This window comes from Moritella sp. 36 (genome assembly GCF_018219415.1).
Lineage (GTDB): Bacteria > Pseudomonadota > Gammaproteobacteria > Enterobacterales > Moritellaceae > Moritella.
In genome coordinates, this window is the sequence record NZ_CP056120.1 from 2,312,839 (window position 1) to 2,330,174 (window position 17,336).

Genomic DNA, 17,336 nt, shown 5'->3' on the forward strand with positions numbered 1-17,336 from the left:
TATGAATGCCATAATATCCACTCTGTTTACCTACAAGTTATGGGCTTATTTAGTTGTTATCTTAGGATTGTTTTGGAGTGCTCATTCACATGGTGAAACAGCAAAAGAACAAGTGACGGGATTACTTCAGGTTATAGAAGATCATAATTCAATACTTAAAGATAAAATGTCCAAAAGAGATCTCGCCGAACCTGAAATTCAAAGGCATTTAAAACCGAATACTGCACGATTTACAGCAAATATTAACGCTTTTCTTGATGGTGTTAGAGATCCTTTTTCGATGACTAAATCATTAGCCAAATTAACAGAACCTGACAAATCAGTAGCGCAAGACACATCCTATGCTGGATACGATTTTAAAAATAGTGAATTCTCTATGTCATTACCAAAATTGACTTTGAAAGGCGTGGTCTTTAAGAAAAATATTGAAGAACCTTTAGCCTTGCTTGATATAGGTGGACATGGTGTTCATATGGTTAGAATTGGCGATGAAATTGGATTTAATCCGGCCTTGCCTAAACAAGTTTTAAAAATAAAAAAAATCAGTCGGCTCAATGTGATTGTCGAAGTCGGCACGCTCGGCGATTTAATTGTGGTGAGATAATTAATATGATGATGAAAAAATTATATACCGGGGTAATGACGTTGGTTTTAACACTGTTTATTTTCACGTGTCCAGCTAAATCCGCAGCACCAACTGATGAACAAATATTGGAAGAGTTAGAGTTTAAAGGGGCGGCGTTAATCGATGCTGTTCGGATCATATCTGAGTTGTCGGATGTGAATATTGTGATAACACCGGGCGCTAAAGAAGTTGAAGTGACGGTGTTTTTACGTCATGTCAGTGTTAAACATGCAATTGAAACAATTTGCCGTGTAAATAATTTGTGGTATCGAAAAGAGGATTTGACAGAAACATATCGTATTATGACAAACGAAGAGTACGCGCAGGATTTAGTGATCCATAGAGATGAAGAAACCAAGGTATTTAACCTTAATAATTTAAACGTGAACCTTGCTGCCGATGCGATTGGAAATTTATACGGAGAGCGAGTTAAACGAAGTAATTCCGGAGAACAGTTTTCTACAGGGCGTGGTATCGAAGGCCAATCAGATGGAGAAGGTACTTCGTCTTCTAAAAATACTATTTCAGGTGAACTCAGTATCGACCAATTATCCTCACTTAAAACAAATGGTTTAGGTAATAATGTTATTTCGGCAAGTCAGGTTCAACAGCTATTTGATCAGCAAGAACCTATCTATGTCACTGTTGCTGAGGAGCACAACTTGGTGCTTATTCGCACGGGGGATCGAAGGGCTCTTGAACAAATAGGTAAATTAATAAAAGAGTTAGATAGGCCTGTGCCTCAGGTACTTCTTGAAATGAAGATCCTTGATGTACTTGTCGACGATAACTTTAGCTCGGTATTTAACTTTGACATTAATGGTGTATCCATCCAAGGAAAAAGCCAAGCACCGATATTGATTGGGAATAACCCACTCACAAACAGTGGTTCATTTATTTTTGAATATATGAACAATTATCTTAAAGCAAACATTGAGTTGTTACAAAAAAACAAGAAAGTAAATGTGCTGTCAACGCCAATGATTCTTGCATCAAATAATCGACCATCTAAGTTGTTTGTGGGTGAAGAACAGCTACTTGTTAAAGGTTATGAATCTTCTGAAACGACAACGACAACGAATGGTATTACGGCAAGTAGCAGTGGAATTATTCCTCTGACAGAAATAGAAGAGGTGGGTAACAGTATTGAAATAACGCCTTTTATTAATATGTTAGATGGTTCTATTACACTCAATATAAAACAAGAAAACTCCACTATTAGACAAGCGGGTGCGCATGTAAGTTTAGTTAACGCTCAAGGTGAAATTAAGGTGCTATCTATCGATACGATTAATACAGCCAGGCTCGAAGGCACCATTATTGTCAAAGATAATCACACAATTGCGGTTGGCGGATTGATCCGAGAAACCATCAGTGATGATCAAACTAAAGTACCTTTCTTGAGCGATATTCCTTTTTTGGGGAATTTATTTAAATCGATCTCAGATAAGAAACAACGCAGTGAACTTATCTTGTTAATTACGCCGAGGTTACTGACTTCTCCTGAAGAGGGTGAGTTTAATAAAAATAATTTATCACGGGAAGGTAAGCAATTATCGCTAGAAGACTTAGCATTACAATGCGTACTTTTATGCCGCTAAATAGAGAGTAACAAAGATAGGGATATCATGAATATAATTTTAAAACGGACTTTATTATTAGGGTTATTGATGTTGAGTGGTTGCGAAAGTGTGTCCAACACAAATACACAGCTTGAAGTCACGCTACACCAACAGATGACACATTCATATTGTTATCAATATATGTATGGTGATTACAATGCTGCTGTGGATTATGACAAGGCTTTTTATTGGTGTGGAAAATCAATTATTGAAAGAAACCCCAACGCAATGACGCTAATGGGGGAGCTTTATTTTTTAGGACTTGGGCGTGATAAAGACCTAAAAAAAGCATATTACTGGTATGAAAAGGCGGCTGAAAGGGGGCACAATCATGGTCAGTTTATGTTGGCTCATATGAATAAAAATGGAATAGGTGTGGCTGAAATGACTAACTTGATTTAGCTTTGTTTTTACTCATGATGGTATTGGTGATAAATACTTATTATCGCTGGCGCCAAAAGGCACGAAAATAGAAACACCGCTTTTAAAGGATAGTGTTTGATTGCTGTTTTACACGGTAAACTCAATTGTTCGCTAACAGATATATTTTTGAGGGGAAGTTCGACAAGTTCCCCTTTTTCAGGGATGTATATACTACGATTAAGTGAGTCCCAGATAGACAGTGCAAAACCATAGTTACAATTACTCAGCTTCCTTACTTTGCTGTGGTGGCATTGATGCTGTATTGGACTCATTAAAATAAAACTGATAACACGAGGATAATGAACCGCTATATGGCTGTGTCTTAGGTGATAGCCACTAATAAAAAACAACCAGAGAAATACATTGGCGCCTGTAATGCTAAACAAGGTTAATGTGTCGTTTGTAATATAAGAAAATAGGTGGTGGGTAAGTGATAACACAGTGCTTATACAGATGACTTTTATAAGTGTTTCTACGGGATGTACTCTAAATACTGTCGCAGGGGTAAGTACTTCGGCATTGTGGTGAACTTGATGGAAAAGCCATAACATAGGGTCTGTGTGAAACCGCTTATGAATACAAAAGTAAGTCAGGTCGTAGCTAATAAACATAGTGAATGTATAAATTAAGTCAATCCAGATTGATGGTGTGCTTTTGAGTAAAGTGTTTGTTCTTAATGGTAGGAACTCATCAAATGTAGCAACGATAAATTGTGAGTATCCAGATACTAAAGGCAGTAATAAGAAAAGTGTGAATATGTTATTGATAATGAACCAGCCATAATCTCTTCTGGCAGATCTGTGTGTAAGTATATGAATAGTTTTCAATTTGGCTTTAGGTTCGAGATATATAATGGCGATTAAAAGGGACGAAAGAAGATAAAGCCAATAAGTAGCTTGCCTACCATCATGCAGTAGGCTTACTTGTATTATTAAATCGTCGAGCAAGTTATTAACCAGCGTAAACAGGTTGTGGAGGAGGATTTATACTACAGTTACTTGGTCTATATTGCTCTTCAACAGTCATGGAGCATGTCCACTCGCCATTAGTGTCTTTCACAAAAATAACTTTTTGGTTAATGAGTTCGGGATCTATACCATCATTGATCAGAACCAGCTTGAGTTGTCCTTCGGTGTTTAATGTATCGCCGGTTGAAGATATGTAGGCGACAATCGGTATTTTACTACTATTTATACCGGCTTTAGCTATGTCTTCTGTAGTCGGAAAATAATCATAATCAGCGATGAGTTTATCTATTTTGGGTAATAATGTTTCACCAAAATTAATGGGTTGTGTTAAGGCTTTCGTTATCTGGTAACTCTCATAGGCTGGTTTACCAAAATATACGCCACTTAATGCAACTATCCCAAGTATTGCACTGGTTTTTATTATCGTAGACATCAACATTCCTTGTAATTTAATCTAAATGATAACTGTTCGTATTATATTCGTAAGAGGCTAATTTATCAATGGTTACTGCATTATCGCTTAATGTAATTAATGATATACTTACAAATCTGGTTAATGTCATTTATGTCTAAGTAGTCTAAATTTTTACTGGTTAATTCTATATTGTTTAATATTAATTCATTTTTGGCTGTATCTGACGCGATGGCAATAATGTGTTTATCTTCACTTGCTAATATAGGTTTGCCTAAGCTAGGGCGATGGAGTTCTATCTTGGTAAAGGCTTCATGCCTAAATCCTTCGACTAATACCAAGTCCAATTCATTGGTGTTCAGCCAATTCAACTGAGTGATTAATGCGGGTTCTGTAGGCTCATCTTGTTCTACAAATAAAACAGTTCTGTGTGGCGATGCGAGTACCATTTGGCAAGCACCAGCCTTTCTTAATTTATAACTGTCTTTGTTAGGGTTATCCATTTCGATGTCATGATGACTGTGTTTCACCATGCCAATTCGTAGGCCACGTTTCGTTAACTCGGGTAGTAGCTGGGTGATTAACGTTGTTTTACCTGTCCCACTAAACGCAGCAAAGCCAAGTAACGGGATAGGGAAGTGTTCTAAAGAAGTCATGATGAATACTCAATTACAGGATGAAGAAGACAAAATTAACGGAGATAGTTAATATACCTTTTAATTTAGGTTATAGGTAAAAAAAGAGGTCGCATAAGCGACCTCTTTACATCAATTCTACATAGATATTGATTTAGAACTGATTACAGCATGATTTAGCTGCCGATTATATGTACAAACTAACTTGCTGGTTTTTCTTCACAAGCTGCTTTAGCACATGCGATTGCATGCTGTTTATCACTTTCTTCTAATTCTTCATCTTCAACGAAAACCGGTAATGGTTTGTGTTCCGTTGCAAGGAATGAATAAATTACAGGTAAGATGAATAGTGTAAACAGAGTACCAATTGCAAGGCCAGATACGATCACAAGACCAATACTAAAGCGCTGTTCAGCACCTGCACCAGTTGCATACATTAACGGAATAAGACCCGCAATCATTGCCGCTGTTGTCATTAGAATTGGGCGTAAACGTACTTTAGCCGCTTCAATCACAGCCTCTGTTCGGCTTTTTCCGTGATGTAGCTGTTCTTCTTTTGCTACTTCACAGATTAAAATACCATGTTTAGTAATAAGACCGACAAGGGTAATCAAACCAACCTGAGAATAGATATTCATGGTTGAAAGGCCCCAAGCTAGTGATATTAGCGCGCCTGATATCGCAAGTGGAACAGATACCATGATAACTAATGGATCACGTGCAGATTCGAACTGAATAGCTAGTACTAAGTAAATGATTGCGAGTGCAAGTGCAAACGTCATATACAAGGCATTACCTTCTGTTACGAACTGGCGAGATTCCCCCATAAAGTCATGACGATAACCTTTTGGTAATTTAGTTGCTGCAATGTTTTCGAACCAACTAATCGCATCACCCATCGCAACACCAGGACTTGGTACTGCACCAATAGTTGCAGAGTTAAGCTGATTGAAGTGAGGTAGAGAACGCGGTTCTGCTACAACATCAATAGAGATTAGGCTGCCTAGTGGAACCGCGTTGCCATCAGCTGCGCGTACATAGTAGCTGTTCATTGATTCTGGGTTTAAACGATACTTACGTTCCACTTGAGGAATAACCTCGTATGAACGACCATTTAAATCGATACGGTTAACATAACCGTCAGACATCATCGTACTTAATGTAATACCAATGTCTTGCATGGTGATACCGTAAGCACCGGCTTTGTCTTTATCAATGTTAATCTTCATTGTTGCTGAATCAAAGTTAAGATCTAAATCAGAATAAACGAAGAGTGGATTAGATTGTACTTCTGTCAATACGTCAGTCGCTACTTGGAATAGGCTTTCAAAGTTATTCGGTGTAGTAATAACAAACTGAACAGGCAGACCCGAACCCGCACCAGGCAACTCAGGCATTTGGAAAGCAATAACTGACATTCCCGGTACATCTTTAACTAAGCCCGTTACACGTTTAACTATTTCAGCTTGACTTGCTTCACGTTCACTCCAAGGCACCATAGATGCAATACCAAGTGCTTGGTTCGAGCTCGGCACTCCAGAGAAAATCTGTGCGTAGGCAATTTCAGGTTGCTCGTTTAGTTTTTCGTTAACTTCATTCATTGAATTTTGAATGTAATCTAAGTTCGCATTTGATGGTGCAGTACCCAGCATCATCATTACACCTTTATCTTCGGCAGGTGCAAGTTCACTTGGAATAAATTTAAACAGCATAGGTAAAGCAGCAAATACGATAATTGCAAATGCGATCATGACAGGGCGCTTTTGCATTACTGCGCTGATCATTTTTTCATAGCCATTGGTCATGCGATCAAGGAAAGCGTGAACAGTTTGTTCAAACTTGCTTGGTTTAGCATTTGCTAACAATATTTTAGAGCACATCATTGGCGATAATGTCAGTGCTAAAATACCTGAAATGAATACTGCTCCCGCTAAAGTAAGGGCAAATTCTTTAAATAACGCACCAGTAATACCACCCATTAACGCGATTGGCGCATATACGGCACCCAGCGTTAATGTCATTGCAATAACAGGCACTGCGATCTCACGTGTACCAATAACGGCTGCTCGGAAAGGGGATTCGCCGAGTTTAATGTGCCGGTCAATATTTTCCAATACAACAATCGCGTCATCTACCACCAGACCAATTGCCAGTACCATTGCTAGCAGTGTCATTAAGTTCCATGAGAAACCAAACATCTGCATAACCATTGCAACACCAATCAGTGACAATGGAATCGTAACAATAGGAATGATTACCGCACGAAATGAACCAAGGAACAGGGTAATTACCACGATCACAATAAGCGCTGCTTCGATAATCGTTTTAATTACTTCATGAATTGATTCGTTAATCGCAACTGTCGAGTCATACATCACGTTCATTTTGATGTTAGTCGGTAAGTTACGTTCAAGTTCAGGTAGTAATTCTAATACGTCAGCCGCAATGTTAATTGGGTTAGCTGTTGGTGCTGCGTTAACGGCAGCTACAACGGCTTCTTTACCATTCGCTGAGGCTCGATAAACATCATGGCTCTTTGCTAACGTTACCTTAGCTATGTCTGCTAAGCGGATAACTTGACCTTTATCAGTCGAAACCACAAGGCGTTCAAGGTCCTCAGTACCTTTAACTTGAGTATCGGCATTACCGTTATAAAGAACGAATTCACCAATCGATTGACCTGTTGCTGACTGATAGTTATTACTATTCAGTACTCCCATTATTTCGGTAGCGGTAAGGTCATAAGCTGCCATTTTTAATGGGTCCAGCCAAACACGTAGTGCGTATTTAATACCACCATACATGTCAACTTTAGAAACACCATTAATAGTAAATAGCTGAGGATTGATTACACGATCAAGATAATCGGTTACCTGGCTTGAAGATAGCTCATCACTGCTAAAAGCAATATACAATACCGCAGTTGTTGAGCCCGTAGACATGGTTACGGTTGGATCTTCAGCTTCTTTTGGCAGCTGTGAGCGAACTGAATTCGTTTTAGCCAAAATATCAGATAAGGCTGCATTAGGATCGGTATTCAGTTTCATCGTAATAGTAATAGTTGAACTACCTAATACACTCGATGAGGTCATGAAGTCGATATTGTCGGCTTGGGCAACCGCTTGCTCTAAGGGCTGAGTAATAAAGCCTTGGATCAAATCGGCACTGGCACCGTAGTAGCCAGTCGTTACGGTAACAACCGTATTGGTCATGTCAGGGTATTCTCGAACCTGCATTTTGAAAATTGCTTGTACACCAAGCAAAGCGATCAAAAAGCTGATAGATACCGCTAGAACAGGACGCTTAATAAAAATATCAGTAAAGCGCATATATACTCCGAATTAAAGCATTGGTGTTTCAGCTGGAACATTCAATGTGTCGTTTTCAACAACACGCACTTTAGCGTGATTACTTAAACGAACTTGACCAGATGTAACAATTTTATCGCCTGCTTTAACGCCTTCTAAAATATGAGCGATTGAATCAATACGTTCACCGACTTTAACAACAGATTGCGTTACACGTAAATCCCCGTTTTCATCTTCACGAACGATGTATACATTATCACCGTATAGTGTGAACGTGATTGCTGTTTGTGGGAGTGTAATTTGATCTGTTACTGTTGGTAGGATGATGTTAGCGCGAGCAAACATACCTGAACGCAGTTGTGAATCATTATTTGGAATGTCTGCTTGAATTTGAATTAAACCACTTTGGAAATTAACCGCTGGTTCGATTGCACTGATTTTACCGCTAAATGCTGTTTTAGGATAAGCATCAACGAAAATTTCAACGACCTGACCTAAATAAATTTTAGATATTTGTGTTTGAGGTACAGTGAAGCGTAAACGCATAACACTCGTGTCTTCTAAGCGAACAATCGTTGTACCAGTAGATAAAAACTCACCTAAGAACACATTGCGTAAACCAACTTCACCATCGAACGGTGCTGTAATTTGGCGGCGCTCAATCACTGCTTTTTGACTTTCGATATCAGCAAGTAGTGAAGAGTAAGACGCTTCTGATTCATCCAATGCTTCTTTTGATACCGCATTTTTCTTGTAAAGTGCTTTGTATCGTAAATATTTAGATTCAGCTGCGTTAAGTTTTGCTTGTGAACTTTTTAGATTTGCCTTTTCTACTCGCGAATCTAAATTAACCAATAATTGGCCTTTGGTTACTTTAGTTCCTGAATCAAACGCAATATGATCGATTTTACCAGCAATTTCATTAGCAATATCGACACCTTGGTTAGGTTCAATGAAACCAATAGCTTGAATTGTTGGGATCCAATCAGTTGTTTTAGTATCAATAACAGTAACTGGGAATTCTGCTTCAGGTATGCTGGCCATAAATTCTGCAATCTTTTTTTGTTTGAAAAGATTAAAACCAATTACACTACCAAATAAGGCTAGTGCGATTAGTAACATGGCAAAGGTCCACTTTTTCATGAATTGATAAACTCCGGGGTTTTATATAAACGTTATATAAGCTCTGAGATGAGACTGCGCTGGTCTATAAATATCTACCATTGCTCGTTCAGATGATGTATTTGTTCTATTCATTCTAGATGTTAACGGGTCCCAATCAAGTCTTTTATAGATTAAAAGTGCTTATTTACGTATATTTACCAAATAGGTAATTTTAGTGGTTTTTTCTGTTGACAATACCTCTAAAAGAGTGATAGCCGACTGCTTTTTTTTTAAACTTTTATGACTGTTTTTCAATCTTTTGTGACTTAGGAATACTTTACTGCTGATTGGCTTTTCGGTAGTTCCCTTTGTAGTCAAATATACGATGTTCGATTTTCCAGAAGTATTTTTCTTTTTTTGCAATGACAAAGTCCGGCGCGACAAAGCTTTGAATTTGGGCTGTTATTTGCTCGGCAGTGGTCGCGCTAATCGGTGACCCTGTAACGGTTCTAGAAAAAATACTGAAAAATCGTTGGCGTTGCTTGTTATTACTGAAATAGAAGGTCTCTTTGACAACATCGCCATCTTCATCATGGTAATTTATTTTGATTTTGTCGCCATCAGCTAGCGCTGAAATACCCGAACAGCGTAACACCTTACGGTCTTTAAGTTGCAGCGCTTTTTTTAATTGATTATCAGGGTCGATCAAATCGACATGGCATTGTTGGCACTCACGAGCGGCAATATCATTTTCGGCATTACATTGTGGGCATTGCTTGTATTTAAAACGGTAATTGCATTGTCCTTCACTGCCATTACTGAGCTCAACTAACCCTTGGCAACGCCGACCATAATGCTCAATGATATCACCGTCCGCATCCGTTACCCCCCAAAACAAGTTGGCAAAACCACAGCTCGGGCAGGGTACTTGTACCAGATCGCTATTACTATTTGGCTTGGTTGATCCTATCTCTGGCTGATATAAATCAAATCCATTACCGGCGTAGTCAATGATTAAACAGTCTGTTTTTCCTTCCGCAAGCCGTAGACCTCGACCTGCGATTTGCTGGTATAAGCTTACTGAGTCCGTGCGGCGTAAAATGGCAATAACATCGACATGTGGGGCATCAAAACCTGTCGTTAATACAGATACATTGACGAGGTATTTCACTTCTTTGGCTTTGAATTGGCGGATCAGTTCATCACGTTCTTTAATGGCGGTTTTACCTGTGATAATAGCGGCTTGGTCGTCTGGTAATAGCTTAAATATTTCTTGAGCATGCTTAATACTAGCGGCAAAGATCATGATGCCTTCACGATTGCTGGCAAGTTCGATCAATTGCTTACAGATAGCTTGTGTTACGCGCGGGCTCTTGGCTAAAAATTGATCCAATTGAACTTCGTTATATTCCTGTGGCAAATCGTCAAACTGATAACGTGCAACTGGCGCATCAATCACTGCGGGTGTGGTTAAGAATCCTTTTTGCACAAGATAGCGTAAAGGCAGCTCGAATATGCAACTTTCAAAGGGTGTTTTATCTTCTGTCCTAACATAGCCTTGATAATGCTTTTTATATATCCAACCTTTATCTAAACGATAAGGCGTCGCTGTGAGGCCAAGTACTTTCAGTTTTGGATTAGTCTTTTTTAAATGGTTGATGACTTTTTGGTATTGGCTATCCTCACTTAAACTAACACGATGACATTCATCGATAATGAGTAATGAGTAAAAACCATCAAACTTATCTAGATTACGGCTTAAAGACTGCACACTTGCAAAGGTCGTTTTGAAGCTGTCTTGTTTCTTACCTAAACCTGCCGCGAAGATACCAGCTTCAAAACCATCATGTTCAAATTTACTGTGATTTTGTTCTACCAGTTCTTTTACATGGGCAAGGATAAGTACTGGATGTCTCGCTAGACGTGCTAATTCTGCCAATACGTGACTTTTTCCTGCGCCTGTTGGTAAGGTGATAACTGCGGGCTGGTCTGATTTTCTAAAGTGAGCTAAAGCTGCATCTACTGCTGCTTGTTGGTAATCGCGAAGAGGCATATCGAATCTATCGTTATTAGGTTAGGACATAAAGAGAAATACAGTATAACGCAAAGATAAATATCTTTGGGCTAAAATTCATAGTGTTATTACATAAGGTATAAATTGTGATGGTATTTTATTATTTTTGAACTCGGCCTTAACGTATTGTTAATTTAGTGCCTATGGTTAAGTAACAATGTGCATTTTAGGAGTTATTGATGATACCCCAAGCATTCATTTATGACGCGATCAGAACGCCACGAGGTTTAGGTAAACCAACGGGGGCTTTACACGAAGTTAAGCCTGTTAACCTATTAGCTGATTTACTTAATCATTTACAGACTCGCAATGGTTTTGATACTGATGCGGTGGACGACATAGTGTTAGGCTGTGTTACGCCTATTGGGGATCAAGGTGCTGATATTGCAAAAACAGCGGCATTAGTTGCTGGTTGGAAAGATAACGTTGCAGGGGTTAGCTTAAATAGATTTTGTGCGTCAGGCCTAGAGTCAGTCAATATAGCAGCAATGAAAATACGATCGGGTTGGGAGCACCTCGTCATTGCTGGCGGTGTTGAATCTATGTCGCGTGTAAAAATGGGCAGCGATGGTGGTGCTTGGTCGATGGATCCTGAAACCAGCCTAGTAACAGACTATATGCCACAAGGTATTGGTGCTGATCTTATTGCGACACTTGATGGTTATAGTCGTGAAGATGTTGATGCTTTTGCTGTTCGTTCCCATCAACGTGCTACAGCGGCTTGGCAGCATAACGCATTCGATAAATCAGTTGTTCCTGTATGTGATCGTAATGGTATGTTATTACTTGATAAAGACCAACTTGTTCGTCCAGATTGTTCTCTCGCTACATTAGCAAAGCTAAACCCTTCTTTTAGTCGTCTTGGTCAAACTGTTTTTGATAGTGTTGCTCAACGTCATTATCCACAAGTAGGACAAATTCAACATGTGCATACTCCAGGTAATGCCTCTGGGATTGTCGACGGCGCGGCGTTGGTTTTACTCGGTAGTGCTGAAGTCGGCGTTAAATGGGGATTAAAACCAAGAGCAAAAGTCGTTGCTACTGCAGTTGTTGGTGCTGATCCCACAATTATGTTGATTGGACCTGTACCCGCGACCCAAAAAGCATTAGCAGTGGCAGGATTAACCATAGACGATATTGATTTATTTGAGGTCAATGAAGCCTTTGCCGCCGTTGTGATGCGGTTTATGAACGAACTTAATGTCTCGCCAGATATCGTCAATGTAAATGGTGGTTCTATTGCCATGGGGCATCCACTTGGGGCTACGGGGGCTATTATATTAGGGACATTGTTAGATGAATTAGAAGCGCGTGACTTGAAACGTGGCCTTGTAACTTTATGTGTCGGTGGCGGCATGGGGATCGCAACAATTATTGAACGTGTAGAGGGGTAAAGTATGTCATCAATCCGTTTAGAGCAAGACGATGCAGGGATAGTACATTTGATTTTTGATAAGCCTAGCTCAAAGGTTAATCTACTTGATCGTGTGTTTATTGATGACTATATAGTGACGATTAATAAACTAAAGGATATGCAGTTCACAGGGGTTATATTACGCTCAAAAAAATCAAGCTTTTTTGCTGGTGGCGATATAGCGGTGCTTAGCGCATGTGCAGAGCAAAGTGTGGAGGACACTTACTTATTATTGTCTTCCCTGAAAGCGGAAATGCGATGGCTAGAAACATGCGGTAAGCCTTTGGTTGCATGCATTAATGGTGCAGCGCTTGGTAGTGGTTGGGAACTCGCGTTAGGCTGTCACCATCGTATAGCATTATCGAAAAAAGTAGTGCTAGGCTTACCAGAGGTTACATTGGGCTTAATGCCTGGTGTTGGTGGTGTTGTCAAAATGACTCGACTGCTGGGTGTCGAGGCTGTATTACCTTACTTACTCAAGGGTAAACTATTTGATTGCCAAGAGGGTTTAGCGCTTGGATTAATAGATCAAATAGCGACATCAAATATTCAAATGATGGCGCAAGCAAAAAACTGGATCTTGTCGCAATCACTGCCAGTGAGACAATGTTTTGATAATAAGGGTTATCAGTTGCCAGGCGGTGATGTTAGCGATCCGCATATGGCTGTTGTTATCGCTACCGCCCCTGCAATACTGAAGAAAAAAACACAAGGGAACCAACCCGCACCTGAAGCGATATTATCAGTGATGATTGAATCAGCAGACGTTGATATTGACACCGCATTACGGATAGAGACACGATACTTTATTTATGTCATCCGCAGTCAAGTCGCTAAAAATATGATGAATACGTTTTGGCATCAGCATAACGAGATTAAAGCCGGTGCGTCGCGACCAAAGGAACATGCGTTAACGATATTCAGTAAAATAGGTGTATTAGGTGCGGGGATGATGGGGGCTGGTATTGCTTATGCTTTAGCAAGCCACGGTATTACTGTCATACTAAAAGATATTAGTCTTGAAAAAGCAGTATTTGCCAAGTCATATTCAGCTTCTATTTTAGCGAATTGTAAATTGTCTGATGCAGAGAAAAGTAGAATATTACAACGTATTATTCCAACAAAATATCCCATTGACTTAATTGGTTGTGAAATGGTGATTGAAGCGGTATTTGAAGATCGCAAAGTAAAGTCACAAGCAACAACTGAAATATTACAAGCTGTTGGTGATGATATTATTATGGCATCCAATACATCAACATTGCCGATTACCAGTTTAGCTAATTCGTCTACTAAGCCTGAAAACTTTATTGGTCTGCACTTTTTCTCTCCAGTGGACAAAATGCCACTTGTTGAAATCATTAAAGGTGATAAAACATCATCAGCTACTTTGGCCGCTGCTTATGATTTAGTGCTGCAGATTGGTAAAGTCCCCATTGTCGTTAATGATTCTCGTGGTTTTTTTACATCACGCGTATTCTTTACTTATGTATCGGAAGGTATGCGCATGCTAAGTGAAGGTATTCCAGGAGAAATCATTGAAAATGCAGCAATTCAAGCAGGGTTACCCGTAGGGCCTTTAGCCATTCTTGATGAGGTTAGCTTGTCACTGATTGATAATGTACGTAATCAAGCTCGAATTGATTTACAAGCCAAGGGGAAAACACGACTTGATAATCCTGCTGATGGAGTGTTAGATCAATTACTTGCCCTAAAACGACTCGGTAAATCGACTGGCGCTGGATTCTATGATTATACTGGAAGAGGGGAAAAGCGGTTGTGGTCTGGTTTAGTCGACTTATTTCCGACAACGGATGACTGGGATATTAATATTGTTAAAGAGCGATTATTGTTCGTGCAATCACTCGAAGCGCTTAGAGCGTATGATGAAGGTGTCGTCACCAGTTGCCGTGATGCTAATATCGGTTCTATTATGGGATTAGGTTTTCCTGCGTGGACGGGTGGTGTCTTACAATTCGTTGACCATTATGGTACGGATAAATTTAAGCAGCGCGCAGAGCAATTATATGAGCAGTTTGGTCCGCAATTTATGCCTCCGGCCGTATTATCTCAGTGGAAAGGCTGAAATTTTATTGCCTTAGTACGACAAAACCCAAGGCTGGCGAAGTCTACGAAGGTAAATTTGAGCGAGTTGGTGAATAAATACGATGATGACCGTTTATAAATTAGGCGGTAGTCTTTTAAAACAAATTCACTTAATGTTATGATCCTAGGTTCATGTAACGGTTAACTAGGGAATAATAACTAGTGAAAGTGCCTCAAAGAATACAACCTCTTGTTGATGACGGGCTTGTTGACGAAGTATTACGTCAGTTAATGAGTGGTAAAGAAGCGACGGTATACGTTGTGCGTTGTGGTCAGGAGATCCGTTGCGCGAAAGTTTACAAAGACATAGAGAACCGCAGTTTTAAACAAGCGGTGCAATATCGAGAAGGTCGTAAAGTTCGTAATAGTCGACGTGCTCGTGCAATGGAAAAAGGCTCTAACTTTGGCCGTAACGAACAAGAAAAAATATGGCAAAATGCCGAAGTTGATGCGTTATATCGCTTAGATAATGCAGGTGTTCGTGTTCCTGAACCTTATGGTTGTTTTGACGGTGTATTACTCATGGAGTTGGTAACGGATGCTGATGGCTTTGCTGCACCGCGTTTAGCGGATGTTGCATTAACGCCAGAGCAGGCTGTGATTGATCATGGAAAAATGATCCATTACGCAAGATTGATGCTTTGTGCGGGTCTTATTCATGGTGATTTATCCGAATTTAATGTGCTTGTCGATGAATATGGTCCTGTTATTATTGACTTGCCACAAGCGGTTGATGCGTCTGCAAACAACAATGCGAAATGGATGTTAGAACGTGATGTTGATAATATGAGACAATATTACGGGCAATATGCACCAGAATTACTTAAGACAAAATATGCAAAAGAAATGTGGGCTTTATACGAAGCTGCAGAGCTCACAGTTGATGTTGAATTGACTGGTCAGTTTATTGAAAATACAGAATCTGCAGATGTAGATGGTATTTTAGATGAAATCAATGCGGCAAGAGAAGAAGAATTGGAACGCTTAGCGCGTATTCAATTTGCGGAAGAAGAAGTCGAATAAAACCATTAACCCCTTCGTTTAATTAAAACTAAGGGGTTTTTTAATGTATTCATTCTATTATTAGACATATTTATTAGCTGCTTATGTTTTCAATCTAATCTGATGTAACGATATCTTTCTCCATATTTGTTAAGCTTTCCTCTGACACATATCGATTTGGGCGTAAACCAACACAGAATTTAGGTAAATCTTGCTCACGTTCTAGATACAAGGCACAGGCGTATAAGTTTTTACGCAGTTCTGCATCCTTTATTAATTTGTTCTCCTCCCAATAGTGTAATTCAAAAATTAGAAACCAAAATATATGCTCTTTCTCCCCTGATACTTTTTCGTCGATGACATCTAGAGATTGCCAATCTTGTAAAACATCCCACACCAAGTTACTTAATACTTTGTAACTGATTTTATGCATGAGAAATTTATTCACATTGTCGGTTAATAATAAAGATTTCTCATTTATAAATGCTACTGCTTGCATTGGTTTATCTCCACTTATGTTTAAAACTAATTTTAAGTCTAGCCTCAAACTTTCTTTTAGAGAGGTTTAGACCGTACAAATAATGCCTAAAAAGTAATAGTTCGATCGCTGTCACATTTTTTCGCCAAATGATTAAAATGTTCCCTTAAGAAACTCAATAACACCCTATGTTTTTTCGAACCCGCGCTTCCTGGTGGAAAAACTCCATATAGATCAATGTTCGAGAGTTCATAATCAGACAACAGTTGTTCGAGTTTGTTGGCTGCGATTTTTGGGGCTGCATCGTAGAAAGGAATACGTGCAATGCCATGACCGCCTTCTACAAACGCTGTTCTTGCTGCTGCATTATTGGTGCTAACACTTCCTTTTGGTTTTACGCTGTAAGCTCGACTTCCTTTCGTTAGTGTTAATGTACTTGAACTTAATTTGTATAACACCCAGCTATGCTCGACAAGTTCGGTAGGGGTTGTTGGCCGACCGTACTTGTTTAAATAATCAGGTGATGCGCATAGGCAGGTTTTCATCGATATTAATTTACGAGCTTGTAAACCTGAATCAGTAAGCGGGGCGCCTCTGATCGCCAAATCAATGCCCTCCTGCATAATGTTAACGATATCATCAGTAAGCATGATGTCCAATTCAATCTTCGGAAATTGGACCTTGAACATGTTTAAAGCTGGGACAATTATCTGTAATCCGACATTAACCGGACATGTTACTTTTATCAGTCCTTCAGGTTCGTGCTTTAAATTCTCGATTTGTTGATTTGCAGCTTCAGCTTGTTGCGCTATTTCTTGACAGTGTTGATAGTACTGTTGTCCTGCTTCGGTGAGTGTAAAGCTGCGAGTAGTTCGGTTAAGCAGCTTGAGTCCTAATTGAGTTTCAAGCTTTTTAAGATGGTAACTGACGACAGCCCGAGATAGGTTTAAATGCCGAGCGGCCGCTGAGAGCGTGCCTTGTTCGACAATTTGTGCGTATACAACCATACTTTTTAACTGCTCAAAAGAAACATGCATAAATGAATCCTGATAATTATAATGATAATAAATAGATTGTATCAAAATTCTGAACAGTGTAATCGATTTACTCTGCATTGTTAGGTTTTACATTGAGATATAAACTGTCTCTATTCGTTGTTAACACG

The 17,336-nt window shown here is 39.4% G+C and carries 14 protein-coding genes; 6 read left to right on the top strand and 8 right to left on the bottom strand.

All coding sequences use genetic code 11. The features are described from left to right. Position 1 precedes the first annotated feature (1 nt). Genes HWV03_RS10420 through HWV03_RS10430 form a run of 3 tightly spaced genes read left to right on the top strand, consistent with a single transcriptional unit; the run spans position 2 to position 2,649 of the window. The gene (locus HWV03_RS10420; protein ID WP_211679637.1) at positions 2–604 is read left to right on the top strand and encodes a hypothetical protein; all 603 of its coding nucleotides are present in this window, start codon (positions 2–4) and stop codon (positions 602–604) included. A 5-nt stretch (positions 605–609) separates the two neighbouring features. Then, positions 610–2,226 carry a type II secretion system protein GspD gene (locus tag HWV03_RS10425; RefSeq protein WP_211679638.1) on the top strand — a complete coding sequence of 539 codons (1,617 nt, stop codon included), beginning with the start codon at positions 610–612 and terminating at the stop codon, positions 2,224–2,226. Between the two features lie 27 nt (positions 2,227–2,253). Beyond that, the gene (locus HWV03_RS10430) at positions 2,254–2,649 is read left to right on the top strand and encodes a tetratricopeptide repeat protein (RefSeq protein ID WP_211679639.1); all 396 of its coding nucleotides are present in this window, start codon (positions 2,254–2,256) and stop codon (positions 2,647–2,649) included. Between the two features lie 8 nt (positions 2,650–2,657). Here the strand turns inward: HWV03_RS10430 and HWV03_RS22765 are convergent, their stop codons facing one another. The 6 genes from HWV03_RS22765 to HWV03_RS10460 all read right to left on the bottom strand — a co-directional run bounded on the left by HWV03_RS22765 (position 2,658) and on the right by HWV03_RS10460 (position 11,150). Further along, positions 2,658–3,281 (bottom strand): sterol desaturase family protein, encoded by a 624-nt coding sequence (locus HWV03_RS22765; RefSeq protein WP_446724902.1) that lies wholly within the window; start codon positions 3,279–3,281, stop codon positions 2,658–2,660. Positions 3,282–3,621: 340 nt separating this feature from the next. Further along, positions 3,622–4,071, bottom strand: a complete 450-nt coding sequence (locus tag HWV03_RS10440) for a pilin (RefSeq protein WP_211679641.1) — start codon at positions 4,069–4,071, stop codon at positions 3,622–3,624. A gap of 80 nt (positions 4,072–4,151) precedes the next feature. Then, a complete protein-coding gene (mobB, locus tag HWV03_RS10445) occupies positions 4,152–4,706 on the bottom strand; it encodes a molybdopterin-guanine dinucleotide biosynthesis protein B (protein WP_211679642.1) in 555 nt (184 codons plus the stop codon). 179 nt (positions 4,707–4,885) lie between these two features. Further along, positions 4,886–8,014, bottom strand: coding sequence for a multidrug efflux RND transporter permease subunit (locus tag HWV03_RS10450; RefSeq protein WP_211679643.1), 3,129 nt, complete (start codon positions 8,012–8,014; stop codon positions 4,886–4,888). Between the two features lie 12 nt (positions 8,015–8,026). Further along, positions 8,027–9,136 (bottom strand): efflux RND transporter periplasmic adaptor subunit, encoded by a 1,110-nt coding sequence (locus HWV03_RS10455; protein WP_211679644.1) that lies wholly within the window; start codon positions 9,134–9,136, stop codon positions 8,027–8,029. Positions 9,137–9,434: 298 nt separating this feature from the next. Further along, positions 9,435–11,150 (bottom strand): DEAD/DEAH box helicase, encoded by a 1,716-nt coding sequence (locus HWV03_RS10460; protein ID WP_211679645.1) that lies wholly within the window; start codon positions 11,148–11,150, stop codon positions 9,435–9,437. 200 nt (positions 11,151–11,350) lie between these two features. Between HWV03_RS10460 and HWV03_RS10465 the strand changes: the two genes are divergently transcribed. The 3 genes from HWV03_RS10465 (at position 11,351) to HWV03_RS10475 (ending at position 15,714) form a co-directional block, all read left to right on the top strand. Continuing rightward, a complete protein-coding gene (locus HWV03_RS10465) occupies positions 11,351–12,565 on the top strand; it encodes an acetyl-CoA C-acetyltransferase (protein WP_211679646.1) in 1,215 nt (404 codons plus the stop codon). 3 nt (positions 12,566–12,568) lie between these two features. Further along, on the top strand, positions 12,569–14,671 hold the full coding sequence (locus tag HWV03_RS10470; protein WP_211679647.1) for a 3-hydroxyacyl-CoA dehydrogenase NAD-binding domain-containing protein: 2,103 nt from the start codon (positions 12,569–12,571) through the stop codon (positions 14,669–14,671). 182 nt (positions 14,672–14,853) lie between these two features. Further along, a complete protein-coding gene (locus tag HWV03_RS10475; RefSeq protein ID WP_211679648.1) occupies positions 14,854–15,714 on the top strand; it encodes a PA4780 family RIO1-like protein kinase in 861 nt (286 codons plus the stop codon). Between the two features lie 94 nt (positions 15,715–15,808). Here the strand turns inward: HWV03_RS10475 and HWV03_RS10480 are convergent, their stop codons facing one another. Further along, the gene (locus HWV03_RS10480; RefSeq protein ID WP_211679649.1) at positions 15,809–16,192 is read right to left on the bottom strand and encodes a hypothetical protein; all 384 of its coding nucleotides are present in this window, start codon (positions 16,190–16,192) and stop codon (positions 15,809–15,811) included. 86 nt (positions 16,193–16,278) lie between these two features. After that, positions 16,279–17,208, bottom strand: coding sequence for a LysR family transcriptional regulator (locus tag HWV03_RS10485; RefSeq protein ID WP_211679650.1), 930 nt, complete (start codon positions 17,206–17,208; stop codon positions 16,279–16,281). Positions 17,209–17,336 lie beyond the last annotated feature (128 nt).

Excerpts from the sequence above, each read along its gene's own strand:
- HWV03_RS10465 (WP_211679646.1), top strand. The coding sequence starts at position 11,351 with ATGATACCCCAAGCATTCATTTATGACGCGATCAGAACGCCACGAGGT.
- HWV03_RS10420 (WP_211679637.1), top strand. The coding sequence starts at position 2 with ATGAATGCCATAATATCCACTCTGTTTACCTACAAGTTATGGGCTTAT.
- HWV03_RS10425 (WP_211679638.1), top strand. The coding sequence starts at position 610 with ATGATGATGAAAAAATTATATACCGGGGTAATGACGTTGGTTTTAACA.
- HWV03_RS10455 (WP_211679644.1), bottom strand. The coding sequence starts at position 9,136 with ATGAAAAAGTGGACCTTTGCCATGTTACTAATCGCACTAGCCTTATTT.
- HWV03_RS10450 (WP_211679643.1), bottom strand. The coding sequence starts at position 8,014 with ATGCGCTTTACTGATATTTTTATTAAGCGTCCTGTTCTAGCGGTATCT.
- HWV03_RS10440 (WP_211679641.1), bottom strand. The coding sequence starts at position 4,071 with ATGTCTACGATAATAAAAACCAGTGCAATACTTGGGATAGTTGCATTA.
- HWV03_RS10480 (WP_211679649.1), bottom strand. The coding sequence starts at position 16,192 with ATGCAAGCAGTAGCATTTATAAATGAGAAATCTTTATTATTAACCGAC.
- HWV03_RS10485 (WP_211679650.1), bottom strand. The coding sequence starts at position 17,208 with ATGCATGTTTCTTTTGAGCAGTTAAAAAGTATGGTTGTATACGCACAA.
- HWV03_RS10430 (WP_211679639.1), top strand. The coding sequence starts at position 2,254 with ATGAATATAATTTTAAAACGGACTTTATTATTAGGGTTATTGATGTTG.
- HWV03_RS10470 (WP_211679647.1), top strand. The coding sequence starts at position 12,569 with ATGTCATCAATCCGTTTAGAGCAAGACGATGCAGGGATAGTACATTTG.
- HWV03_RS22765 (WP_446724902.1), bottom strand. The coding sequence starts at position 3,281 with ATGTTTATTAGCTACGACCTGACTTACTTTTGTATTCATAAGCGGTTT.
- HWV03_RS10460 (WP_211679645.1), bottom strand. The coding sequence starts at position 11,150 with ATGCCTCTTCGCGATTACCAACAAGCAGCAGTAGATGCAGCTTTAGCT.
- mobB (WP_211679642.1), bottom strand. The coding sequence starts at position 4,706 with ATGACTTCTTTAGAACACTTCCCTATCCCGTTACTTGGCTTTGCTGCG.